Raw genomic sequence first — 23,256 nt, 5'->3', positions numbered from 1 at the left:
CTCAGTGAAGGCTCCCTGTTGTTCAGGCCTCCAGGCGGGCCAGCATTTTACGCGTTACCAGAACAATGCCTTCTTCGGAGCGATAAAAACGACGGGCATCCTCTTCGGCATTCTCACCAATGACCATTCCTTCAGGAATGACACAGGCCCTGTCAATAATACAGCGCCGTAAACGGCACGAACGGCCAATCCACACATCAGGCAAAAGCACTGCGGAATCAATATTACAAAAAGAGTTTATTCGCACTCGGGGAAACAACACGGACTGCACCACCACTGACCCCGAGATAATGCAACCACCAGACACCAGCGAGTTCAGTGTCATGCCATGGCTACCAGAACGATCCTGTACAAACTTAGCGGGTGGAAGGGGTTCCATATGGGTGCGAATCGGCCATTTCTGGTCATACATATCCAGTTCAGGGGTTACTGAGGCCAAATCAAGGTTCGCTTTCCAGTAAGCCTCCAGCGTACCCACATCGCGCCAGTAAGGTTCAGACTCCGGGTCTGATTGCACGCAGGACAACGGGAAAGGGTGAGCAAATGCTTCACCAGCTTTAGTAATTTTGGGGATGATGTCTTTACCAAAATCATGGCTCGATTGCTCATCTTTATCGTCTTCTTCCAGCAACTGATAAAGATAATCCGCGTCAAACACGTAAATCCCCATGCTCGCCAGTGCTTTTGTCGCGTCGTTCGGCATCGCTGGCGGTTTTTCTGGTTTTTCAACAAAATCAATAATGCGTTCTTCGGCGTCGACAGCCATGACCCCAAACGCGCGGGCTTCTTCAACAGGAACTGGCAGGCAGGCAACGGTGCATTTGGCACCTTTCTCAACATGGTCAATCAACATGCGCGAATAATCCTGCTTGTAGATATGATCACCGGCGAGGATCACCACATAGCTGGCCTTATAGCGCCGGATAATATCCAGGTTCTGCGTTACGGCATCGGCCGTACCACGATACCAGTTTTCACCATGAACACGTTGCTGCGCGGGGAGTAAATCAACGAATTCATTCATTTCTTCATTGAAAAATGACCAGCCGCGCTGAATATGCTGAACCAGTGTATGCGACTGATATTGCGTAATCACACCAATGCGGCGAATACCGGAATTGATACAATTAGACAAGGCAAAATCAATAATGCGAAATTTACCGCCGAAGTGAACGGCAGGCTTGGCGCGTGTTGAGGTTAAATCTTTTAAGCGTGTGCCTCGCCCCCCGGCAAGAATCAGGGCAACAGACTTCATTGGCAGCTCGCGTGCCAACATCAACGAATCGTTCTTCTCGAATTTTATCATGACTGACTCCTTTATTTATGACCGGTAAAAAACGCACACTCCGTGCGCAGGCCCATGCCATACAGCCATTACAACCGGGTTATCCTCTCCGGCAAATGGGGGGACAGCACGCCATTCCCCTTCAGGTAAAACAAATTCACTCACAGACTGCGTGGCATTCAGTGTGATAAGCCAGTGCCCTGAAAGCAGCACCTGCAACTGTTTTATCTCAGACTGCCATGCTTCAGGACTGAGTGGACTGGCCTGACTGTTAAGCCAGACAACACTGCCATCGCCCTCTTCCCACCACTGATCATTGACCAGTGCAGGGATTTGCTTTCTGAGTTTGATTAATTCGGTGGTAAACGCCGTCAACCCTTCATTCTTATTGGCCCAGTCCAGCCAGGTCAGCTCGTTGTCCTGGCAGTAGGCATTATTATTGCCGTGCTGGGTGTGCCCGTGCTCATCACCAGCCAGCAACATAGGCGTCCCCTGAGCAAGCAATAGTGCCGTCAGTAAGCCATGAACTGAATGGCGACGGCGTTCCTGAATATGAATATTGCCTGTTGGGCCTTCCTCACCATGGTTGTTACTGAAATTCGCATTGGTGCCATCACGGTTTTCTTCACCGTTAGCCTCGTTATGCTTATGGTTGAAACTGACACAATCGCGCAGCGTAAAGCCATCATGTGATGTCACCAGGTTAATGCTGGCTGAAGGGTTACGCCCCTGGTGACGAAATACATCGCTGGAAGCGGCAAAGCGGCAGGCAAACTCGCCAGGATTTGAATCGCTACTCAGCCAAAAGCGCCGCATACCATCACGGAAATGGTCATTCCATTCGGCAAACAGTGGTGGGAAATTCCCGACCTGATAACCACCCGGACCAATATCCCAGGGTTCAGCAATCAGTTTTACCTGTGATAACAACGGGTCCTGGCGAATCGCTTCAAACAACGGAGCATCCTGGCGAAACTCAGGAGTACGCCCCATCACACTCGCTAAATCAAAGCGGAAACCATCAACATGAAATTCCGACACCCAGTAACGCAGATTATCCACCACCATATCTACCACTGCCGGATGGCTCAGATTCAGTGTGTTTCCACACCCCGTCCAGTTGTGATAATCCCCGTTGTCCTGTAGCCAGTAATAACTGGCATTATCGATTCCTCGCCAACTGAAGGTTGGCCCATAAAGATCGGTTTCTGCCGTGTGATTAAGCACAATATCCAGCACCACTTCGATCCCTGCCTGGTGTAAAGCTTTCACCGCAGTACACAACTCAACCCGGGCTGCTTCAGGCCGCGAGGCATAACCAGGCTCCGGACAATACATCGCCAGAGGGTTGTAACCCCAATAATTACTGAGCCCCATCTGCTGCAAACGTGGTTCTGTTGCAAACTGAATCACTGGCATTAACTCCAGCGCGGTAATCCCCAGTTGCCTGAAATAATCGAGCATGACTGGGTGAGCCAGCGCAAGATACGTGCCGCGCAACTCCGCAGGTATATCAGGGTGAAGGCGCGTAAGGCCGCGTACATGCGCTTCATAAATCACCGTTTCCCCCCAGGGAGTACGCAACGGTTCATCGTCTTCCCAATCAAAATGAGAGTAAGCAACTACGCAGCGCAGCATTACACTGCTGTTATCCCGGTGGTCGGGGTTATCCAGGCCACCATGGAACAACGCGTGATCGGGAACCTCACCAGTGACCTGACGAGCACACGGGTCGAGAAGCAATTTTTCCGGATTGAATCGGTGCCCCAGTGCCGGAGACCAGGGACCATGCACGCGGTAACCATACTGCAAACCAGGGCGGGCACCGGGCAGGTAACCATGCCAGATATCGCCAGTACGGGAAGGTAATAAATGACGCTCTTCGTTGCCATCCTCGTCAAACAGGCACAACACAACCTGCTCTGCATTAGCCGAGAACAAAGTGAAGTTCACGCCATGACCATCGAATGCCGCGCCAAGGGGCGAAGCATTACCCGCCTGTAGTTGCGTCATCGATATCTCCCTCACGTACCAGCCAAATTGTCGCCAACGGCGGCACGGTTAAACACAATGAGTGTTCACGCCCATGACTTCGGATAGCATCACTTTGGATAGTGCCGCCATTGCCCATATTACTGCCATGGTAGTACTGAGAATCGGTATTAACGGCCTCTTGCCAGCGTCCTGGCTGGTTAACCCCTACCCGGTAGTGCTCGCGCGGAACCGGAGTGAAATTGCTCACCACGATAATTTCATTGCCTTGCTTGTCACGCCGGATAAACGCGAATACTGAGTTGGCCTTATCGTCGACAACCAGCCATTCAAACCCATAAGAGTCAAAGTCTAGTTGATGTAATGCTTTATGGTGGCGATAGGTGTGGTTCAGGTCGCGCACCAGGCGCTGTACGCCGTGATGCCAGTTATCTTTACCTTCCAGTAAGTGCCAGTCCAGGCTGGTGTCATGGTTCCACTCACGCCCCTGAGCGAACTCATTTCCCATGAATAACAATTTCTTACCTGGGAAGGCCCACATCCAGGCGTAATAAGCGCGTAAGTTGGCAAACTTTTGCCAGGCGTCTCCGGGCATACGATCAAGAATAGACCGTTTCCCGTGAACCACTTCATCATGGGACAGGGGGAGTACAAAGTTTTCGCTGTAGTTATACAGCATGCCGAACGTCATCTGGTCGTGGTGATACTGCCGGTGAACAGGATCCAGTTTCATGTAATTCAGCGTGTCGTGCATCCAGCCCATGTTCCATTTAAACCAGAATGCGAGGCCATCGGGCCGGGAAACGCCGGGAAAATCCGTTGATTCTTCTGCCATCGTGACGGCACCAGGCACTTCCTTACCAATTATCTGGTTGGTCTGGCGTAAGAACGAAATGGCCTCGAGGTTTTCACGCCCGCCAAACTCGTTGGGGATCCACTCACCTTGAGCACGGCTGTAATCGCGATACACCATTGAGGCCACAGCATCCACTCGTAAGCCATCAATACCAAAGCGCTCCATCCAGTACAGAGCATTACCCACCAGGAAGTTCTGCACTTCACGGCGGCCAAAGTTATAAATCAGGGTATTCCAGTCCTGGTGGTAACCTTCGCGAGGATCCTGGTGTTCATATAACGCAGTACCGTCAAAACGCGCCAAACCAGCATCGTCCACCGGGAAATGCCCCGGCACCCAGTCAAGAATTACGTTCAGCCCGGCAGCATGGGCCGCGTCAACAAAGTAGCGAAAATCATCACGCGTCCCAAAGCGCCGTGTTGGCGCATATAACCCCTGGGGCTGGTAACCCCAACTACCATCAAAAGGGTGCTCATTGATGGGTAACAGTTCGATATGGGTAAACCCCATACTTTTCACATAGGGCACAAGCTGTTCAGCAAGCTCCCGATAACTTAACCAGAAGTTATTATCAGTATGGCGACGCCAGGAGCCGAGGTGTACTTCATAAATCGAAACAGGCGCGTCGAAATCGTTCGCACGCTGGCGTGATTCACTCATCACCTGTTTTGGTGGCAACCCGCAGATCATCGATGCCGTATCCGGTCGCATTTGCGCCTCAAACGCATACGGGTCTGATTTAATGCGTAAATTACCCTGGCAGTCCAGCAACTCGAATTTGTAGAGCTGCCCATTGTGAGCTCCTGGAATAAAGATTTCCCAAATCCCCGACTCACGACGTAAGCGCATAGGGTGGCGTCGCCCATCCCAGAAGTTGAACTCCCCAACCACCGAAACCCGGCGGGCATTTGGTGCCCAGACAGTAAACCGGGTACCCGTCACACCATCCATGGTTGCAGCATGCGCGCCCATCACTTCATAAGGGCGCATATGAGTACCTTCCGACAATAACCAACCGTCCATTTCCGGCAATAAAGGGCCAAAACGATAGGGGTCATCTATCAGGTTCTGTTGCCCATGCCAGGACACAGCCAGTTGGTAACGGAAAGGATTTTTTCTGCGAGGCAACACCGCGGCGAAAAAGCCACGAGAATCAAGACATGTAAGCTGGCCAACTTTCCGGCCAGTTTTCGGTTCAATCACCCACACTTCCGTGGCGTCAGGTAACAATGCGCGAACTTCCAGCCCGGCATCGGTCTTATGCATACCCAGCACGGAAAACGGATCCGAATTCTGGCCAGCAAAAAGCGCAGTTATCACGTCCTTATCAATACACACAGACATGGTAAGCATCCTGTTTTTATGTGTCATACCTGTCCGATTTACGCATGTGCGCAGGCATGCCCACTTATTTTATCAACCTGACAGTGCAGTCATTCTCCCTGCCACTCTGTCACACAAAAAGCAGAAACGTGGCAAGCACGCTCTCTTTAAGCATAGTCAATGGTTTAGCTGACTCCCGAGAAAAAAATGAACATCGCGTTTACTCCATGTAGTGCGCAAGAAAACGGGAGGGAATCCCCTCCCACGAAGCATAAAATGCTAATCAGGCCAGTTGGCGCAGCATACGACGCAGCGGTTCCGCTGCGCCCCACAGCAACTGGTCGCCTACAGTGAAAGCAGAAAGGTATTCCGGGCCCATGTTGAGTTTACGCAGGCGTCCAACCGGCGTAGACAATGTACCGGTTACCGCAGCAGGCGTCAGATCACGCATACTGATTTCACGATCATTCGGTACCACTTTCACCCAGTCGTTGTGTGCCGCCAGCATCGACTCGATAGTCGCAATTGAAACGTCTTTTTTCAGTTTCAGCGTGAAAGCCTGGCTATGACAACGTAATGCGCCAATACGCACACACAAGCCATCAACAGGAATCGTTGATGTGGTTCCGAGAATTTTGTTAGTTTCCGCCTGGCCTTTCCACTCTTCACGGCTCTGACCGTTATCGAGTTGTTTATCAATCCAGGGGATCAGGCTACCAGCCAGCGGCACACCAAAATTATCGACCGGTAATGCACCACTGCGTGTCAGCGCGGTTACTTTGCGCTCGATATCCAGAATAGCTGATGCCGGGTCCGCCAGTTCTGCCGCCACTTCATGATGCAACTGCCCCATTTGTACCAGCAGTTCGCGCATATGACGGGCGCCACCACCGGAAGCAGCCTGGTAAGTAGCAACAGATGCCCACTCAACCAGGTCATTGGCAAACAAACCACCCAGGGACATCAGCATCAGGCTGACAGTACAGTTACCGCCAACAAATGTGTTAATGCCTTTATTCAGGCCATCATCAATAACTTTCTGGTTTACCGGGTCCAGAATGATAATGGCATCGTCTTTCATTCGCAGGGAAGACGCGGCATCTATCCAGTAGCCTTTCCAGCCGCTTTCCCGCAGCTTTGGATAGATTTCATTGGTATAATCGCCGCCCTGGCAGGTCACGATAATATCCAGAGCCTTCAGTGCGTCCAGGTTCCAGGCATCCTGCAAAGTGCCAGCAGGTTTCCCGGCGAACGCAGGTGCAGCCTGCCCGGTTTGAGAGGTAGAGAAGAAGATGGGGTTAATGGCGTCAAAATCGCGCTCTTCAACCATGCGCTGCATGAGCACGGAACCAACCATGCCACGCCATCCGATAAAACCAACATTTTTCATAACTTATCTTTCCTGCGAAGATGTGTGCGTTTTTGTGTACCCGTGAGGGAACCGGTTTATCCTTTCACCTTACAAAAAGCAGCTAAAGTCGCAAGTGAAATTAATCAATGATGACAATCTCATCAGAAGTACGACTTATTTAGCAGAAATTCCGAATTCATTATTATGGAAATTTATTTATGAATGAAATCATTTCCGCAGCAGTTTTGTTGATCCTGATTATGGATCCTCTCGGAAATTTACCCATTTTCATGTCCGTACTAAAACATACTGAGCCAAAACGGCGTCGCAGGATAATGATAAGGGAACTATTAATTGCGCTGCTGTTTATGCTAATTTTCTTATTTGCAGGTGAGAAAATTCTGTCCTTACTTAATTTACACGCTGAAACTGTTTCTATTTCTGGTGGCATCATTTTATTCCTGATAGCCATTCGAATGATTTTCCCAGCCCCCGCTGGAAGCTCCAGTGGCCTGCCAGTTGGTGAAGAACCCTTTATTGTACCACTGGCGATTCCGCTGGTTGCCGGACCATCGCTACTGGCAACACTGATGCTGCTTTCTCACCAGTATCCCAACCAAATGGGGCATTTAGTTATCGCCCTGTTGGTTGCATGGGGAGGAACCTTCATCATTTTGCTGCAGTCTTCACTCTTTTTACGGCTGTTGGGTGAAAAAGGCGTTAATGCGCTGGAAAGGTTAATGGGGCTTATTTTGGTGATGATCGCCACTCAGATGTTTCTGGACGGTATTCGCACCTGGATGCAGGGTATACCGGTGCATGGGTAATACAGGTAGTTGATGTCATTATCTCTATGAAAAAGGGCCTTCAAAGAAGGCCCTTTTTTTCAAATAAACCAGTCAATGCTGGCTGACAACCATACCGCGCACCACGTTACGACAGCAAAGTAAAAGCAATGGCACCAACAATCGCGCCAGTGGTTCCCAGAATGGTTTCCATCATGGTCCAGGTTTTCAGGGTTTGCGCTTCAGATGCACCGGTAAACCGGCCAAATAACCAGAAGCCTGCGTCGTTTACATGACTGACCACAATAGATCCACCCGCAATACAAATCGACAGGGCGGCCAGTTGTGCTCCAGAAAAATTCAACTGACCGATAACCGGCATTACCAGGCCGACTGTTGTCAGGCAGGCAACTGTCGCGGAGCCCTGGATAATACGCACTGCTGCTGCCAGAATAAAACAGGTTACCGCAATGGGCAGCCCCATCCCGGTCAGCGCTTCACCCAGAGCCGGGCCAACGCCTGAATCCACCAGTACCTGTTTAAAGACACCACCGGCACCAATAACCAGCAGGATAATCCCGGCAGGCTGCAGGGCCTGGCCACAGATATCCATAACCTTCTCTTTCGGCATCCCCTGGCGTACAGCCAGGCCATAAATGGCAACCAGGCACGCAACCAGAATCGCGGTGAACGGATGGCCAATAAATTCGAACCACTCATAGGCAGTTGACCCCTGCGCCACAAAATGTGCGGCAATGGTTTTCAGGCCTACCAGCACCAGCGGTAACAGAATCAAAGCCAGACTGAAACCAAAGGAGGGCAGTTTACCTTCCCCCAGGTGTGGCTCAGAGACATCATCGGGCACTTTCAACTCAACATAACGGCTGATGAAGTTACCCCAAAGTGGCCCGGCGATCAGCATCCCCGGAACAGCCGCACACAAGCCAATCAGGATCATCCAGCCAAAATCAGCATGCATCTGGGACGCCAGCAGCATAGGCGCAGGCCCCGGCACCAGAAATGCCGCAGCGGCAGCCACACCAGCGAACAGCGGAATAACCAGCTTAACCAGGTTAGTGCCAGTATGGCGTGCCATAGAAAACGCCACACTGATTAACAAAACAATAGCGACTTCAAAAAAGAGGGGTAACGCACAAACCAGGCCCGCCAGGCCGATAGCAAAATGCGCACGGTTATGACCAAACGACTTCAACATCTTGACGGCAATCTGGTCAACCGCACCGGTTTCAAACAAAATTTTCCCAAACATCGCCCCCAGCGCAACGACAACCGCCAGGAACCCGAGGGTACCGCCCATCCCTTTCTCCATGGTAGCCGCAATTTTATCCAGCGGCATACCCGAACACAGGCCAGCGCCCACAGACACAACCATCAATGCCAAAAACGCGTGCATACGCGCTTTCATAACCAGGAACAAAAGCAAAAGAACCGCGCCCACCGCGGTTAAAACGAGTGTTAATGTACTCACTTGGCACTGCCTTTATTGATTTGTGCAATTGTGCTGGCTACTACTCCATCCAGTGGCTGATCGATATCAACCACCAGCACATCGCGTTCTTCGGCATGAGGCTCTTCCAGAGCTTCGAATTGAGTCACCAGCATTTGGGGTTTGAAGAAATGACCTTTGCGCGCTTTTAAACGACTTTCGATCAGTTGGTAATCCCCTTTGAGGTAAATAAACGCCAGGTTTGGGTTACCTTCGCGCAAAATATCGCGGTAGCGTTTTTTCAGAGCAGAACAAACAATCAGTGAAACAGCATTGGTTCGCTGCATTGCGAAAGCTGCGTCATTAAGCGCTTGCAACCATGGGGTACGGTCATCGTCATTCAATGGCTCGCCAGAGGCCATTTTCAGGATATTGCGGCGTGGATGCAGAAAGTCGCCATCAAGAAAGGCAGCCTGCAATTTATGGGCAACTTCACTGGCAACGGCGGATTTACCACTGCCAGAAACGCCCATCAGGACATAGACACGGTTTTCAGGATCAATAGTGCTCATAGCGTAACTCCGACTGGCACAGACTAAAATGTTACGGGTAACTGTTATCGGTAACATTTTCAGCTCTGGCTGCTCAATAAGCAATAACCACAATCAGTGAAAGCTAATAAGTGTGAGCTACATCAAATATTGATTTTTTCAGATTGATCCACCAGGAGATAAGGTAAAGCCCAGATCCAGCATCCTTGGCGACACTATTTCGCCACGAATTCGAGCTAACAGGCGCTCGGCACCAATCCGTCCCATGCGTTCACGCGGAGTTAGCACACTGGCCAGACGTGGTTCCATCACCTGGCCAATATCATGACCGTGAAAACCAGCAATAGCCATATCTTCAGGAATACGCAGGCCAAGGCGCTGGCATTCAAATGCCGCCCCTACTGCCAGGTCATCGTTAGTACAAAAAATACTGTCCAGCTTCGGGTATTCGCGCCGCGCCTGGCGCAATAACTCACTCCCGGTGGAATACGAAGAAGATTGCTCAACCATGACGCAGTAAGGCACCAGGCCGGCATCCTGCATGGCCTGCTCATAACCACGCTGCTTCATTAAAGTACGTTCATCAAGCCTTGCCCCGAGGTAAGCCACATGTTGATGACCGCGCTGAATAATCGCCGCCGTCATCTGGCGCGCTGCTTCAAAGTTATCAAACCCTACTGCGATATCGAGACAAGGACTGATGCTGTCCATCATTTCCACCACAGGAATGCCAGCCACTTCAATCATTTTCAGTGTACGTGGAGTGTGTGTGCGCTCAGTCAGAATCAGGCCGTCAATATTCCACGACAGCATGGATTCCAGGCGTTCCTCTTCCAGTTCGGCTTTATACCCATAGTGTGCCAGCATCGTTTGGTAGCCATGGGCATCAATCACACTTTCGATACCGCGTAAGACTTCCGCAAACACCTGGTTGGTTAATGAAGGCAGCATCACACCAATGGCACGGCTGGTTGAATTCGAAAGGATATCCGGTGCCCGGTTGGGTATATACCCCAGTTCATCCAGCGCTGCGGCAATTTTGACGCGTAACGCTGCAGAAACCTGTTCCGGGTTGCGTAAAAAACGGCTGACCGTCATTTTGGTCACGCCGACTTTATCTGCCACATCCTGTAGTACCGGTCTTTTCTTTTTCATGTCCTGTGCACACAATTTGTTATTGACAGTAAAGTTTACCATGAAAAAGGCCCGCCTTGCGTAAACAGGGCGGGCCAAAAAACACGAATCAGATTCAGACTGGCGGCAAATCAAACAACAGAATTTCACTGCCTTCGCTGGCATGAACAGAAAGTGCCTGTTCATCCCAAATTGCCAGCCCGTCACTGGTTACCGCTTTAGTGCCATTAATAGAGACTTCACCTTTTACAACCTGAATCCAGATACGGCGGTCAGCGGCAATCTGAAACACGGATTGCTCATCTTTCACCAGCGCCCAGCGCCATAGTTCCATATCCTGGTACACTTTCAACGACCCGTCACGGGCATCCGGCGATAACACCAACTGGCGGCCCTGAGCGGCATCAAAGCGGCGCTGCTCGTAACGTGGAGTAATTCCCGTTACTTCCGGAATAATCCAAATCTGGTACAAACGCAGCGCTTCAGTCGCACTCGGGTTGTATTCAGAATGGCGAATACCGGTACCCGCACTCATAATCTGGAACTCACCTGCCGGTACTTGTTCTTTGTTGCCCATACTGTCCTGGTGTTCAACTGCACCTTCCAGGACATAGGTCAGAATTTCCATATCTTTGTGGGGATGGGTACCAAAGCCCTGGCCTTCATCGATAACGTCTTCGTTAATCACCCGCAAAGCAGAGAACCCCATAAAATCAGGATCGTAGTAATTTGCGAACGAAAATGTGTGCCAGGAATCCAGCCAACCATGGTTTGCATGCCCACGGTCCTGTGCTTTACGTAAATAGATCATGTTGCCCTCCTCATCAGTTGCATTCAGTTTAGGGGGCAACCGCCGGGGAAGATAGAGGGTGAAAATTGACGCCTCTGTTCAAAAAAAATGAATAATACAATCCCTTTGAGGCATGATGATAGCCGTTATAAATGGCGTCAGGATCGCTGAGTGTCATCAATTTTGCTGAAGCAGTGAAAAACGGTCGGAAGGTGAAAACAGGATAAAAAAAAGCCAGCACCCGGCTGGCTAAAGTAATACTGGAAGCAATGTGAGCAATGTCGTGCTTCAGGTTTCATCGAGGTGTCCCCTGAACGCAACGCAATAATAATCATTATCATTTGCATCTGTCCAGTTTTTTTTGCAAAAAATGGCAGTTGACCTCACAGGAAATCACAATAATGCTAACGAAAATCAACTAACAATGGAGAGGAACAAGATGAACGGGCCAGAAATACGCCAGGCTGAACCCACTGACGTAGCAGCATTACTGGGCATTTACCGCCAACCAGAGGTGTATGAAAACCTGCTTCAGCTTCCTCACCCCTCCACAGCTTACTGGCTGGAGCGCATTACCCACCCTCAGCCGGGGCAAAGGCACCTGGTGGCCCTGGTCGATAACCAGGTTGTGGGGCATATGGGGCTCACTGTAAACCCCAACCCACGGCGCAGCCATGTCGCTACATTAGGGCTGTGCGTTGACCCCGGCTTTCGCCAGCAAGGTATTGGCAGAGCACTGATGCAGGAAGCCGTAGGGTTATGCGATAACTGGCTGCGTGTCACCCGTATCGAATTGACAGTATTTGCCGATAACCAGCCAGCTATTCGGGCCTACCAAAGAGTGGGGTTTGAACAGGAAGGCCGGGCGAAAAACTTCGGGTTGCGTAACGGCATTTATGTTGACGCATTATTCATGGCACGCAATAAACCGGCATAGTTCAGATAACACGGAAAAACCAGCGTCCGGGCCAGGAAAAGGATAAACTTATAGTCTGTTTTCAGGAGAAATCACCATGAAACGCTATCTGATTCTGGCGCTGTTGTTGCCTGTTACTGCAATGGCAGTTCCGCTGAACACCACAAATAACCCTAACCAGCCGGGGTATGTGAACCCCAGCCAGCAACGGGTACAACAAGAAATGCGTACCCAGCAGATGCTGCAGAAAAGCCAGTTAAACCAGGCTGCAACAGCCCAGCAGCAACAGCAGCAACAAAAACTGCGCCAGCAATTAAACGGAGCGCAGCAACGCACCCAGCAACAACCGCGTTAATTTGTATTACCTGGCTCAGGCTCCAAAGCCTGGGCCAATTTGTTCCAGGTTATCGGTACAGATGCAATCCACACCCCATTGCATCAGGGTTTTGGCACGTTCCGGGCGGTTTACAGTGTAAACAAGAATACGCAACCCGGCGGCTTTCAGGGCGGTAACACGTTCTTTATTTAACAATTTATGGTTGAGGTGAATGGAAACACATCCGAGGCGAGAAGTCAGTTCCTGCCAGTTATCTTCCCATTCATCCAGTAATAACCCGCGTGGTAATTCCGGTGCGGCAAGCTGAGCCGCAGCCAGCGCTTCAACAGAGAATGAGGAAAGCAACGGTGTCGCCATACCCGACCACAGTTGTTGTACCGCCAAAGCAACCTCTTTACCTGTCCGGGTTTCCACTCCAGTGGTCGGTTTTATTTCGATATTAACCATCACAGAGTGCTGGCGGCAACGCTCCGCGACGTCACTCAGACGAGCCAGCGGTTCTCCGGCAAATGCTTTACCAAACCAGCTCCCGGCATCAACCTTACTCAGTACATCCCAGTTCATCTCCCCGGCAACCCCCCAGGCGTTACTGGTGCGCTCAAGTGTGTCGTCATGCAGCAGGAAAATTTCACTGTCGTGAGACAACTTGGCATCACACTCAAACATTTTGAACCCGTGAGCAATGCCCAAATCAATCGCCGCCAGTGTATTTTCTGGAGCCAGTTTTCCCCCACCACGGTGTGCGACAATGCGGGGATAAGGCCAGTGACTCATAACCGTTGTCCTGTTTCGCCATCAAAGAAATGCAGCCGGTCTTCCGGCAGGTGTAGCCACAACATAGAACCTCGCTGCGGCCGGTTTTGGTGATCCAGGCGGATTATCATTTTTTGCTCCCCCCAGCGCCCGTGAGCCAGGTTATCAGCGCCCAGCATTTCCAGCGTATCCATGACTAATGGCAGACCACCTTCAGCCTGAGAGCTTAACGCAATATGCTCAGGGCGAATACCCAGTGTCAGCGGTTTACCTGCAAGTGAGGCCAGGTTGCGACCTACAGGAACAGCCATGCCTCCCGGTAACTCAAAACGGTATCCATCGTTGCTGACCTGCCCTTCCAGCAGGTTCATGGCTGGTGAGCCAATAAAACTGGCGACAAAGCGGCTGGCCGGTTTTTCATAGACCTCTACTGGCGTGCCGATTTGCTCAGCAATGCCTTTATTGAGCACCATCACCCGCTGTGCAAGGGTCATTGCTTCAACCTGGTCATGGGTCACATACAAACTGGTGGTATTTAACCGTCGGTGTAATTGCTGAAGTTCAAGACGCATCTGCACCCGTAACTTGGCATCCAGGTTAGAAAGGGGTTCATCGAACAAAAAGACCGCCGGATCGCGCACAATTGCCCGCCCCATGGCAACCCGCTGGCGTTGCCCGCCAGACAGCTCACGCGGGCGCCGTTTTAACAACGTATCCAACTCCAGAATCCGTGCTGCTTCCTGCACTTTATGGGCAATATGTTGTTTACCCATGCCACGTATTTTCAGGCCCCATGCCATGTTCTCTTCCACTGTCATGTGCGGGTAAAGCGCATAATTCTGGAACACCATAGCAATACCACGCTCACTGGGTTCCAGTTCTGTCACACGCTGGCGGTCAATCCAGATATCGCCGCTGGTCACCCTTTCAAGACCAGCCACCATGCGTAACAAAGTGGATTTACCACAACCAGAAGGGCCAACCATCACAATAAATTCGCCGTCTGCGACATCCAGCGTCAAGGGCCGGATAACCTGCGTTTTGCCGTCCCAGCTTTTGCTGACGGCCTGTAGTTTTAATCCTGACATGTTATTTCTCACTATCCACCAGACCACGAACAAACGCTCTTTGCATCACCAGTACCACCACTAAAGGCGGTGCCAGTGTCAGTAACATCGCCGCCATCACCTGATTCCACTGGGTGGTTCCATCGCCGGTTGAAATCATGCTTTTAATGCCGGCCACAGCAGTGCCCATATCCGCTTTACTGGTAATCAAAATCGGCCACAGATACTGGTTCCAGCCATAAATAAAGGTGATAACGAACAGTGCAGCCAGGTTAGTGCGCGAAAGCGGTAATACGATGTCGCGGAAAAAGCGCAGCGGAGAAGCACCATCAATGCGTGCCGCTTCCAGCAACTCGTCCGGTAATGTCATAAAAAACTGGCGAAACAGAAATGTTGCCGTCGCAGAGGCCATCAATGGCAGTGTCAGCCCGGTGTAGCTGTCGAGCATTTTCAGGTTGGCAATCACTTCAACGGTAGGGAAAATACGCACTTCCACCGGTAACATCAGCGTGATAAAGATCATCCAGAAGCACAGGTTACGCAGTGGGAAACGAAACCAGACAATGGCGAAAGCGGAAAGCATGGACACCGAGATTTTGCCCACAGTAATGCCCAGTGCCATCACAAAACTATTCAGTAATAACACCCCAAATGGCGCAGTGTTGCCCCCCACGCCCTGGTGCCAAATAAGCGACAGGTTTTCCCACAAATGTCCGCCAGGTAACAGGGTCATTGGGGTATTGAACACCGCTTTGTTGTCGAGTGTGGCGGCCACAAATGCAACATACAGTGGGAATAAAATAACGACGATTCCCGCCATCAGCATAATATGGCTGAAAATATCCAGCCCGCGTCGGTTCTCTATCATTGGTAACGCACCTTGTTTTCCACGTAGCGGAACTGAATCACCGTCAGAATAATGACCAGTACCATAAGTACCACGGACTGCGCGGCAGAAGCCGATAAATCCAGCCCGGCAAAGCCTTCCCGATAGATTTTGTAAATCAGCGTCGTCGTGGCCTGAACCGGCCCACCGCCTGTTGCTGCGTCAATCACCGGGAATGTGTCAAAAAAGGCATAAACAATGTTAACCACCAACAGGAAAAAACTGACCGGAGTAATCAGTGGCAGTGACACTCGGAAAAAACGCCTGACAGGCCCGGCGCCATCAATGGCGGCAGCTTCCATCAGGGAACGGGGAATAGACTGAAGTGCGGCGAAGAAAAACAAGAAGTTATAACTTATTTGTTGCCAGACAGAGGCAAATACCACCAAAAACATAGCCTGCCCACTATTTTGTGCATGATTCCAGTGGTACCCCAGTTGTTCCAGCGCCCATACCAACAACCCGCGCCCCGGGTTGAACAGGAAGATCCACAACACAGCCGCAATTGCAGGTGCAACGGCATAAGGCAGTAATAACAGGGTTTGGTAGAGGCGGCTTCCCCTCACAACATGATTCACCAGGGCGGCGAAAAACAAAGAGATAACCAGCCCACAGCCAGTCACCAGAGCACTGAACTTGATAGTGGTCCAGAAAGCATCAAGGTAATAACTGTCGTGTGCCAGTTGAATGAAGTTGCTCATCCCGGCAAAAGTGCTGGATAAACCGAAAGGGTCGACGTTCTGGACCGAATACCACAAAGCTTCACCGGCAGGCCAGATGAAAAAAATAATGGTGATAACCACTTGTGGCAGTACCAGTACATAAGGTAACCACGAAGTGCGAAAAACCGGGCGTGATGATGACATAGCATTACCTGGCAAGGATAATATGCTTCACTGCCATCCGGGCAGTGAAAGAGTAAACAGGCCGCATATCCCACTCCCGGGCAGCTTCACTGCACCAGGAGAAAAACTGGCACGACTATGCGCGCCAGTTTTCAGGGCAATCAGGACTTCGTAGACTGTTCAAAGCGGCGCAGTAACTGGTTACCACGTTCAACGGCAGCATCCAGCGCCTGTTTAGGCGTTTTCTTACCTGTCCAGACACTTTCCAGCTCTTCATCAATAACGGTACGAATCTGTGGCATATTGCCCAGACGTAACCCTTTGGTGAACGGCAATGGCGGCTTGTTCAGCATCTGGCGCGTGGCAATATCAGCCCCTGGGTTTTTGTCGTAGAAGCCATCTTTGCGTGTCAGCTCGTAAGCGGCTTTAGTAATCGGCAGGTAGCCCGTTTTCTGGTGCCATTCAGCGGCAATTTCTGGCTTCATCAGGAACTTCATAAACTCAGCCACACCTTTATAGGTCGCCTTGTCTTTACCCTGCATCACCCATAAGCTGGCACCACCGATAATGGCGTTTTGCGGTGCATTTGGCACGGTATCGTCGTACGGCATCATGCCCACACCGTAATTAAACTTCGCATAGTGGCGAATATCAGCCAGCGAGCCGGAAGATGCCGTGGTCATAGCGCAGTCACCGTTATAGAACTTCTCTGTTGACTCGTCTTTGCGGCCAAAATAGCTAAATGTCCCTTTCTTGTGCATCTCTTCCAGCATGGCAATATGGCGCACCTGCACTGGCTGGTTAAATTCCAGTTTGGCATCAGTGCCATCAAAACCATTGTTTTCAGTGGCAAACGGCAGGCCGTGCCAGGCACTGAAGTTTTCCAGTTGGATCCAACCCTGCCAGCCACTGGCGTACCCACACTGCATACCTGCCGCACGAACTTTCTCTGCGTCTATTGCCAGTTCCTGCCAGGTTTTTGGCGGCTGATCCGGGTTCAGGCCTGCTTTTTTAAAGGCGTCTTTGTTGTAATACAGCACTGGTGTGGAGCTGTTAAAAGGCTGGGACAACAGGTGCCCGGTTTTTGAGTCGGAGTAGTAACCCGAAACGGTCGGCACAAATTGTGATTCATCATAGGGAATACCAGCTTCTTTAAATACCTGGTAAACCGGCTTGATAGCTTTAGAGGCCATCATGGTTGCCGTGCCCACTTCATATACCTGCAAAATGGCGGGTGCATTTCCCGTGCGGAATGCGGCAATCCCGGCTGCCAGGCTTTGTTCGTAGTTGCCTTTATACACCGGCTCAATTTTGTAATCCGGGTGGGTCTGGTTAAAGCGCTGGGCTAACGAATCCACTTCTTTACCCAACTGACCTTCCATGGAATGCCAAAACTGAATAGTTGTGACGGCCATCGCCTGGGTGCTGAAAGCCAGACCAAGCGTAATGCCCAAAGCTGTGTGTCGTAGCAAAGCGTTCATGCCGTTATCTCTCTTGTGTCCATGGGGAAATGCGCGATATCACGCGTTTTTTGCTCGCGAAGTAACATGACATGCCCATATGACAGAAAAATAACTTTTACGTGACGTAATTATGACGAACGAGTGATAACGGGATTTCAGTAACAAGACACTTTAGTGAAAGGACATGTAAAACAAGAGAGAAAATGAAAAGGGGCCAGAATGCCCCCCTCAGCGTGATGAAAAAGAAGGGAAAAGCGTGGTTTTCCCTTCTTTTTAGTTAGCGGGCGAAAATCAATGAATTGATTTTCCTGGTTTTTTATTGGATGACATACTCTCGTTCTGTGCTGACAAACAAGAAAAAAATGTTAGCCGCCCAAATAAGCGCTACGCACTGCTTCATTTGCCAACAGAGCATCCCCGGAGTCTTCCAGCACCACATGGCCGTTTTCCAGAACATAACCACGGTCGGCCAGTTTCAGCGCCTGATTAGCGTTTTGTTCTACCAGGAAGATTGTCATGCCTTCTTCACGCAACTGCTCAATGGTATCGAAGATTTGCAGAATTATGATAGGTGCGAGGCCCAGAGACGGTTCATCAAGCAACAATAAACGAGGCTGGCTCATCAATGCCCGGCCAATGGCCAGCATCTGTTGTTCACCACCAGACATGGTTCCGGCGCGCTGGATTCGGCGCTCTTTCAGGCGAGGAAACAGGTCATAAACCCGTTCAATACGTTCCTGGTACTGTTGCCGGTCCGCAAAGAAACCACCCATTGCCAGGTTTTCTTCTACCGTCATGCGGGAAAAAACCCGGCGCCCTTCCGGTACAATCGCCACCGCTTCACGCATGATTTTCGCGGTATGCCAGTGGGTAATATCTTTACCATCAAAGGTAATGGTTCCCTGAGTGGCTCGCGGATCGCCACACAAGGTTCCCAGCAACGTAGTTTTCCCTGCGCCATTTGCCCCAATCAGGGTAACTATCTCCCCCTGGTTGATGTGCAAAGAGACTTCATGCAGCGCCTGAATTTTCCCATAGTGCGCACTGACCTGGTCGAAAGATAACATTACATTGCCCATATTATGCTTCTCCCAGGTAGGCCCGAATCACATCCGGGTTATTACGAATCTGCTCTGGTGTACCATTAGCCAGCGGGGTACCCTGGTTTACTACATAGATACGATCAGAAATACCCATTACCAGTTTCATATCATGTTCTATCAGCAATACCGTGGTGTTATGGTGGTTACGTAACTCCATAATCAACTCATCGAGTTCATGGGTTTCATTGGGGTTAAGACCTGCAGCGGGTTCATCCAGCATCAAAATTTCTGGTTGAGTAACCATGCACCGGGCAATTTCCAGGCGGCGCTGCTGGCCGTAGGCCAGGTTACCCGCAAGACGGTTCGCATGCTCCAGCAAGCCAATGCGTTCAAGCCAGGCGGCAGCGCGGTCCAGTGCCGCACTTTCCGATTTACGGAATGCTGGTGTTTTCAACAATCCGGAAAACAAGCCACTTTTCATGTGCTGGTGTTGTGCCACCAACAAGTTTTCAATCACCGTCATTTCACGGAACAGGCGAACATGCTGAAAAGTACGCACCACACCCAGCCGGGCGATTTCCTGGCCTGGCAGGCCTTCCAGGTGTTTATCCCGTAATAAGATCTGCCCACCCGTTGGGCGATAAAAACCAGTCAGGCAGTTAAATACCGTGGTTTTCCCTGCCCCGTTAGGGCCAATCAAAGAAACAATTTCCTGGGGATGTAATTCCAGGGAAACATCGTTAACCGCCAGCAAGCCGCCAAAACGCATCATCAGGCCGCTGACAGATAATAATGGCTGACTCATGCCTGCTCTCCTTCACTGCGCTTTTTCAATTTAACCTGAGCACGGGTCACAGGTAATAACCCCTGCGGGCGCCAGATCATCATCAGGACCATTAGCGCACCAAGCATTAACATGCTGTATTCATTGAAATCACGCATCAGTTCGCGAGACACAACCAGCAAAATGGCTGCCAGAATAACGGCGAGTTGCGAGCCCATTCCACCCAGCACCACAATCGCCAGTACAAAGGCTGACTCAGCAAAAGTGAAAGATTCCGGGCTGATAAACCCCTGACGGGCAGCGAACAGCGTGCCAGCAAACCCGGCAAAAGCAGCACTAATAGTGAATGCTGTCAGTTTGATACGTGTTGGGCTCAGGCCCAAAGAACGGCAGGCAATTTCATCATCACGCAGCGCTTCCCATGCACGCCCAAGTGGCATACGTAACAGGCGGTTAATAATGAATACCGTCAGTACCACTAACAGTAAAGCGACCAGGTAGAGGAAAATAATGCGATCACTGGGATCATATTTCACATGAAAGAAGTGGCTGAACGTATCCCAGCCGCCTTCGCGTGGAGAGCGGTTGAACTCCAGGCCAAACAGTGTCGGCTTGGGAATCTGGCTTATCCCATTTGGTCCACCAGTGATTGAGGTATTGTTCAGTAACAGGATACGCACAATTTCACCGAACCCCAGGGTGACGATAGCCAGATAATCCCCACGCAGGCGCAGAACCGGGAAGCCTAACAGGAAACCCGACAGTGCGGCGACCAGGCCAGATAACGGCAGGCAAACCCAGAAACCTAAACCGTAGTAGTGGCTCAGCAATGCGAAGGTGTAGGCACCAATAGCATAAAAGCCGCCATAACCCAGAACCAACAGACCAGACAGACCAACCACCACGTTCAACCCCAGACCGAGAATGATATAAATCATGGTCATGGTGGCAATGTCCACCGTACCGCGAGAAACCAGGAACGGCCAGACAACAGCAATCACCAGAATGGCACCAAGCAACAACTTCTGTTTCGCACTGGAACCGTCAATGGCAGGCATTGTCAGGCGTGGACCGGCAACCTTTTTCATCGCTTGCTGGAACAATGGCCGTAAGATTTGGAACAGGAAGACTACCCCAGTACCAATATAGATCCACTCCCAACGGATATTTGCCGCACTCCCAACAACCAGACGTGTTCCACTCAAATTCAGTTGCACGCCCATAAAGACCGACGCCAGCACAAAGAAAATCGCGGCAGACAAAATGGCAAAGAAAAACGTAACTGGTTTCATACTTTTTCTACCTCCGGGCGGCCAAGGATACCGGTAGGCATAACCAGCAACACCACGATTAACAAGGCAAAAGAAACCACGTCTTTATATTCAGTACTCAGGTAAGCGGACGTCAGCGCTTCGGATATTCCAAGGATAAGTCCGCCAATCATCGCACCTGGAATACTCCCTATTCCACCTAAAACCGCAGCGGTAAAGGCTTTCATCCCGGCCATAAAGCCAATAAATGGGTTAATTACCCCATAGAACTGGCCCAGCAGAACACCGGCAACCGCAGCCATCGCAGCACCAATAACAAAGGTCAGTGCAATTACGCGGTCAGTGTTAATACCCAGCAGGCTCGCCATTTTCAAATCTTCGGCACAGGCACGACAGGCCCGCCCCATGCGGGAATAACGAATGAATAAGGACAAGGCCAGCATCGCAATAAAGGTCACCACCCAAATCACCAGTTGCATGGTGGTAACAGATGCCGAGAAATTCTCGCCAGCACCTATAATCCATTGCCCGTTAATCAGACTGGGCAACGCTACATCACGAGACCCCTGAGTCAGGCTGACGTAGTTTTGCAGGAAGATAGACATCCCGATAGCGGAAATCAGCGCAATCAGTCGCTTGGAGTTACGCACGGGTTTATACGCCACTTTTTCAATGGACCAGCCGTACGCACTGGCAATGACAATGGCACCAACAAAACCGGCACCAATCAACATCCAGCTGGTATCAATACCCATCATCATCAGAGCGGCGATTATCATGAACGAGACATAACTGCCAATCATATACACTTCACCATGGGCAAAGTTGATCATGCCGATAATGCCGTAAACCATTGTGTAGCCAATAGCGATAAGGGCATAAGTGCTGCCCAGTGTCACGCCATTAAACATTTGCTGTAAAAAATAGAGAAACTGCTCAGACATAACATAGCCTTTTTCTGTCCTTGTAGCTGCAATTCAGCTGCAAGGTGGGATTACAGTCAGCCTTACTTCGCCACGGAGGACGAACCATCAGCATGCCAGCGGAAAACACCGAATTCGAATCCCTTCAGATCGCCTTTTTCATCCCAATTCAGCGGCCCAATTACGGTGTCAGCACCGTGTGATTTCAGGTAGTTTGCCAGTTCCAGCGGTTCTTCACTGCCAGCATGAGCCAGTGCGTTCGCCAGCGACTGTACGGCGGCATAGGTAATCCAGACATAGGGGCCAGAAGGGTCTTTTTTCTCCGCTTTTAGCGCTGCCACGATCGCCTGGTTTGCCGGGGCCTGGTCATAGCGTTTCGGCATAGTCACCAGCATGCCTTCTGCCGCCTTACCTGCAATATTAGACAATGAAGCGTTGCCCACGCCTTCCGGGCCCATAAACTGCGTGGTCAGCCCGGATGCCCTTGCCTGTCTCAGGATCTGCCCCATTTCCGGGTAGTAACCACCGTAGTAAACAAAATCGATATTTTCTTTTTGCAGGCGAGCCACCAGCGTGGAGAAATCTTTCTCACCAGCGGTAATGCCGTCAAAGAAAACCACATTGGCCCCGGCTTTTTTCAGGCCATCACGCACTGAAGTTGCCAGGCCTTCACCGTATTGTTGTTTATCATGGATAACCGCAATACGTGTTGGTTTCACCTTATCGACAATATACCTGACAGCGGTTGGCGCCTGAGAGGAATCCAGACCGGCAGTACGCATGATAGTGTGGTAGCCACGCGCCGTGAGCTCCGGGTTTGTTGCCCCGGGAGTAATCATCAGAATGCCTTCATCTTCATAAATATCAGATGCAGGCTGGGTGGAAGAAGAGCAGAGGTGACCAATGACATACTTGATGCCTTCGTTAACCACTTTATTCGCCACAGCAACGGCTTGTTTCGGGTCACAGGCATCGTCATATTCCACCGCAACCAGCTTATCGCCGTTAATACCGCCTTTTGCATTAATATCTTTAACCGCCTGGCGGGCACCATTGAATTCCATATCGCCCCATTGCGCCACTGGCCCGGACATCGCGCCAATTACCGCAATTTTTATCTCTTTCGCCAGCGCCGCGTGAGACATCGCCAGCGCAACCATGCCGGCGAGCAGTGTCTTCGCGTTGATTTTCATCCTTTATAATCCCCATTCGTGATGTTGTGTGTGAATATTTTGTTTTGTTATGGTTAAAAACAGACCTGTCATTTTTATAAACGATGCTATTTTTACCTGTCCCTGTAATGAGTTAGGGGTATTTTTTCTTAAAACACCACCAAATACTCTATATTTCAGGTGATTAACCGGAGATTTTATTCTGTATTACGGCCGAGATAAACAAAAAAAACCATATACGACAGCACAAAATACTGATATAAAAAGTTGCAAAATAACGCA

21 protein-coding genes are annotated in these 23,256 nt (G+C 50.6%); 3 read left to right on the top strand and 18 right to left on the bottom strand.

Annotation, left to right across the window (positions count from 1 at the left end; all coding sequences use genetic code 11):
* Positions 1–22 precede the first annotated feature (22 nt).
* The 4 genes from glgC to asd form a co-directional block, all read right to left on the bottom strand.
* On the bottom strand, positions 23–1,306 hold the full coding sequence (glgC, locus tag A9B99_RS12405; RefSeq protein WP_064597906.1) for a glucose-1-phosphate adenylyltransferase: 1,284 nt from the start codon (positions 1,304–1,306) through the stop codon (positions 23–25).
* Positions 1,307–1,321: 15 nt separating this feature from the next.
* Positions 1,322–3,298 (bottom strand): glycogen debranching protein GlgX, encoded by a 1,977-nt coding sequence (gene glgX / locus A9B99_RS12400; RefSeq protein WP_064597904.1) that lies wholly within the window; start codon positions 3,296–3,298, stop codon positions 1,322–1,324.
* Positions 3,276–5,477, bottom strand: coding sequence for a 1,4-alpha-glucan branching enzyme (gene glgB / locus A9B99_RS12395; RefSeq protein WP_064597902.1), 2,202 nt, complete (start codon positions 5,475–5,477; stop codon positions 3,276–3,278). The genes glgX and glgB overlap by 23 nt, the downstream gene beginning before the upstream one ends.
* A 262-nt stretch (positions 5,478–5,739) precedes the next feature.
* Positions 5,740–6,846, bottom strand: a complete 1,107-nt coding sequence (gene asd / locus A9B99_RS12390; RefSeq protein ID WP_064597900.1) for an aspartate-semialdehyde dehydrogenase — start codon at positions 6,844–6,846, stop codon at positions 5,740–5,742.
* 179 nt (positions 6,847–7,025) lie between these two features.
* Here asd and A9B99_RS12385 point away from each other — a divergent pair, with 179 nt between their 5' ends.
* Positions 7,026–7,634: a YhgN family NAAT transporter gene (locus tag A9B99_RS12385; protein WP_064597898.1), complete on the top strand. Its 609-nt coding sequence runs from the start codon at positions 7,026–7,028 to the stop codon at positions 7,632–7,634.
* 106 nt (positions 7,635–7,740) lie between these two features.
* Here A9B99_RS12385 and gntU read toward each other — a convergent pair whose 3' ends face one another.
* From gntU to A9B99_RS12365, 4 genes are all read right to left on the bottom strand, one after another.
* The gene (gntU, locus tag A9B99_RS12380; protein ID WP_064597897.1) at positions 7,741–9,081 is read right to left on the bottom strand and encodes a gluconate transporter; all 1,341 of its coding nucleotides are present in this window, start codon (positions 9,079–9,081) and stop codon (positions 7,741–7,743) included.
* Positions 9,078–9,668 carry a gluconokinase gene (gntK, locus tag A9B99_RS12375; RefSeq protein WP_369936970.1) on the bottom strand — a complete coding sequence of 197 codons (591 nt, stop codon included), beginning with the start codon at positions 9,666–9,668 and terminating at the stop codon, positions 9,078–9,080. The genes gntU and gntK overlap by 4 nt, the downstream gene beginning before the upstream one ends.
* A gap of 81 nt (positions 9,669–9,749) precedes the next feature.
* On the bottom strand, positions 9,750–10,745 hold the full coding sequence (gene gntR, locus A9B99_RS12370) for a gluconate operon transcriptional repressor GntR (RefSeq protein WP_064598072.1): 996 nt from the start codon (positions 10,743–10,745) through the stop codon (positions 9,750–9,752).
* A 94-nt stretch (positions 10,746–10,839) separates the two neighbouring features.
* Positions 10,840–11,535: a pirin family protein gene (locus A9B99_RS12365; protein WP_064597892.1), complete on the bottom strand. Its 696-nt coding sequence runs from the start codon at positions 11,533–11,535 to the stop codon at positions 10,840–10,842.
* A 418-nt stretch (positions 11,536–11,953) separates the two neighbouring features.
* Here A9B99_RS12365 and A9B99_RS12360 point away from each other — a divergent pair, with 418 nt between their 5' ends.
* Together A9B99_RS12360 and A9B99_RS12355 are read left to right on the top strand one after the other, a co-directional pair.
* Positions 11,954–12,451: a GNAT family N-acetyltransferase gene (locus A9B99_RS12360; RefSeq protein ID WP_064597890.1), complete on the top strand. Its 498-nt coding sequence runs from the start codon at positions 11,954–11,956 to the stop codon at positions 12,449–12,451.
* Between the two features lie 76 nt (positions 12,452–12,527).
* Complete coding sequence (locus A9B99_RS12355; protein ID WP_064597888.1) at positions 12,528–12,785, top strand: DUF2756 domain-containing protein; 258 nt, start codon at positions 12,528–12,530, stop codon at positions 12,783–12,785.
* A gap of 15 nt (positions 12,786–12,800) precedes the next feature.
* Here the strand turns inward: A9B99_RS12355 and ugpQ are convergent, their stop codons facing one another.
* The 10 genes from ugpQ to livK all read right to left on the bottom strand — a co-directional run bounded on the left by ugpQ (position 12,801) and on the right by livK (position 22,995).
* Positions 12,801–13,541, bottom strand: a complete 741-nt coding sequence (ugpQ, locus tag A9B99_RS12350; RefSeq protein ID WP_064597886.1) for a glycerophosphodiester phosphodiesterase — start codon at positions 13,539–13,541, stop codon at positions 12,801–12,803.
* Positions 13,538–14,608 (bottom strand): sn-glycerol-3-phosphate import ATP-binding protein UgpC, encoded by a 1,071-nt coding sequence (locus A9B99_RS12345; RefSeq protein ID WP_064597884.1) that lies wholly within the window; start codon positions 14,606–14,608, stop codon positions 13,538–13,540. Before A9B99_RS12345 ends, ugpQ begins: the two co-directional genes overlap by 4 nt.
* Before the next feature lies 1 nt (position 14,609).
* The gene (gene ugpE, locus A9B99_RS12340; protein ID WP_064597882.1) at positions 14,610–15,455 is read right to left on the bottom strand and encodes a sn-glycerol-3-phosphate ABC transporter permease UgpE; all 846 of its coding nucleotides are present in this window, start codon (positions 15,453–15,455) and stop codon (positions 14,610–14,612) included.
* Positions 15,452–16,339 carry a sn-glycerol-3-phosphate ABC transporter permease UgpA gene (ugpA, locus tag A9B99_RS12335; protein ID WP_064597880.1) on the bottom strand — a complete coding sequence of 296 codons (888 nt, stop codon included), beginning with the start codon at positions 16,337–16,339 and terminating at the stop codon, positions 15,452–15,454. The genes ugpE and ugpA overlap by 4 nt, the downstream gene beginning before the upstream one ends.
* A gap of 140 nt (positions 16,340–16,479) precedes the next feature.
* Complete coding sequence (gene ugpB, locus A9B99_RS12330; RefSeq protein WP_064597877.1) at positions 16,480–17,799, bottom strand: sn-glycerol-3-phosphate ABC transporter substrate-binding protein UgpB; 1,320 nt, start codon at positions 17,797–17,799, stop codon at positions 16,480–16,482.
* Positions 17,800–18,146: 347 nt separating this feature from the next.
* Complete coding sequence (gene livF / locus A9B99_RS12325) at positions 18,147–18,860, bottom strand: high-affinity branched-chain amino acid ABC transporter ATP-binding protein LivF (RefSeq protein WP_064597875.1); 714 nt, start codon at positions 18,858–18,860, stop codon at positions 18,147–18,149.
* 1 nt (position 18,861) lies between these two features.
* Positions 18,862–19,629 carry a high-affinity branched-chain amino acid ABC transporter ATP-binding protein LivG gene (gene livG, locus A9B99_RS12320; protein WP_064597873.1) on the bottom strand — a complete coding sequence of 256 codons (768 nt, stop codon included), beginning with the start codon at positions 19,627–19,629 and terminating at the stop codon, positions 18,862–18,864.
* The gene (locus A9B99_RS12315) at positions 19,626–20,900 is read right to left on the bottom strand and encodes a high-affinity branched-chain amino acid ABC transporter permease LivM (protein ID WP_064597871.1); all 1,275 of its coding nucleotides are present in this window, start codon (positions 20,898–20,900) and stop codon (positions 19,626–19,628) included. Before A9B99_RS12315 ends, livG begins: the two co-directional genes overlap by 4 nt.
* The gene (livH, locus tag A9B99_RS12310; protein ID WP_064597870.1) at positions 20,897–21,823 is read right to left on the bottom strand and encodes a high-affinity branched-chain amino acid ABC transporter permease LivH; all 927 of its coding nucleotides are present in this window, start codon (positions 21,821–21,823) and stop codon (positions 20,897–20,899) included. The genes A9B99_RS12315 and livH overlap by 4 nt, the downstream gene beginning before the upstream one ends.
* A 62-nt stretch (positions 21,824–21,885) precedes the next feature.
* On the bottom strand, positions 21,886–22,995 hold the full coding sequence (livK, locus tag A9B99_RS12305) for a high-affinity branched-chain amino acid ABC transporter substrate-binding protein LivK (RefSeq protein ID WP_064597868.1): 1,110 nt from the start codon (positions 22,993–22,995) through the stop codon (positions 21,886–21,888).
* Positions 22,996–23,256: the final 261 nt, after the last annotated feature.

This window comes from Mangrovibacter phragmitis, from assembly GCF_001655675.1.
GTDB lineage: Bacteria > Pseudomonadota > Gammaproteobacteria > Enterobacterales > Enterobacteriaceae > Mangrovibacter > Mangrovibacter phragmitis.
This window is presented reverse-complemented; position numbering and strand designations above follow the sequence as displayed.

What these genes read in the sequence shown, in the direction of transcription:
- glgC (WP_064597906.1), bottom strand. Translation starts at nt 1,306, where the DNA reads ATGATAAAATTCGAGAAGAACGATTCGTTGATGTTGGCACGCGAGCTG.
- glgX (WP_064597904.1), bottom strand. Translation starts at nt 3,298, where the DNA reads ATGACGCAACTACAGGCGGGTAATGCTTCGCCCCTTGGCGCGGCATTC.
- glgB (WP_064597902.1), bottom strand. Translation starts at nt 5,477, where the DNA reads ATGTCTGTGTGTATTGATAAGGACGTGATAACTGCGCTTTTTGCTGGC.
- asd (WP_064597900.1), bottom strand. Translation starts at nt 6,846, where the DNA reads ATGAAAAATGTTGGTTTTATCGGATGGCGTGGCATGGTTGGTTCCGTG.
- A9B99_RS12385 (WP_064597898.1), top strand. Translation starts at nt 7,026, where the DNA reads ATGAATGAAATCATTTCCGCAGCAGTTTTGTTGATCCTGATTATGGAT.
- gntK (WP_369936970.1), bottom strand. Translation starts at nt 9,668, where the DNA reads ATGTTACCGATAACAGTTACCCGTAACATTTTAGTCTGTGCCAGTCGG.
- gntR (WP_064598072.1), bottom strand. Translation starts at nt 10,745, where the DNA reads ATGAAAAAGAAAAGACCGGTACTACAGGATGTGGCAGATAAAGTCGGC.
- A9B99_RS12365 (WP_064597892.1), bottom strand. Translation starts at nt 11,535, where the DNA reads ATGATCTATTTACGTAAAGCACAGGACCGTGGGCATGCAAACCATGGT.
- A9B99_RS12360 (WP_064597890.1), top strand. Translation starts at nt 11,954, where the DNA reads ATGAACGGGCCAGAAATACGCCAGGCTGAACCCACTGACGTAGCAGCA.
- A9B99_RS12355 (WP_064597888.1), top strand. Translation starts at nt 12,528, where the DNA reads ATGAAACGCTATCTGATTCTGGCGCTGTTGTTGCCTGTTACTGCAATG.
- ugpQ (WP_064597886.1), bottom strand. Translation starts at nt 13,541, where the DNA reads ATGAGTCACTGGCCTTATCCCCGCATTGTCGCACACCGTGGTGGGGGA.
- A9B99_RS12345 (WP_064597884.1), bottom strand. Translation starts at nt 14,608, where the DNA reads ATGTCAGGATTAAAACTACAGGCCGTCAGCAAAAGCTGGGACGGCAAA.
- ugpE (WP_064597882.1), bottom strand. Translation starts at nt 15,455, where the DNA reads ATGATAGAGAACCGACGCGGGCTGGATATTTTCAGCCATATTATGCTG.
- ugpA (WP_064597880.1), bottom strand. Translation starts at nt 16,339, where the DNA reads ATGTCATCATCACGCCCGGTTTTTCGCACTTCGTGGTTACCTTATGTA.
- ugpB (WP_064597877.1), bottom strand. Translation starts at nt 17,799, where the DNA reads ATGAACGCTTTGCTACGACACACAGCTTTGGGCATTACGCTTGGTCTG.
- livF (WP_064597875.1), bottom strand. Translation starts at nt 18,860, where the DNA reads ATGGGCAATGTAATGTTATCTTTCGACCAGGTCAGTGCGCACTATGGG.
- livG (WP_064597873.1), bottom strand. Translation starts at nt 19,629, where the DNA reads ATGAGTCAGCCATTATTATCTGTCAGCGGCCTGATGATGCGTTTTGGC.
- A9B99_RS12315 (WP_064597871.1), bottom strand. Translation starts at nt 20,900, where the DNA reads ATGAAACCAGTTACGTTTTTCTTTGCCATTTTGTCTGCCGCGATTTTC.
- livH (WP_064597870.1), bottom strand. Translation starts at nt 21,823, where the DNA reads ATGTCTGAGCAGTTTCTCTATTTTTTACAGCAAATGTTTAATGGCGTG.
- livK (WP_064597868.1), bottom strand. Translation starts at nt 22,995, where the DNA reads ATGAAAATCAACGCGAAGACACTGCTCGCCGGCATGGTTGCGCTGGCG.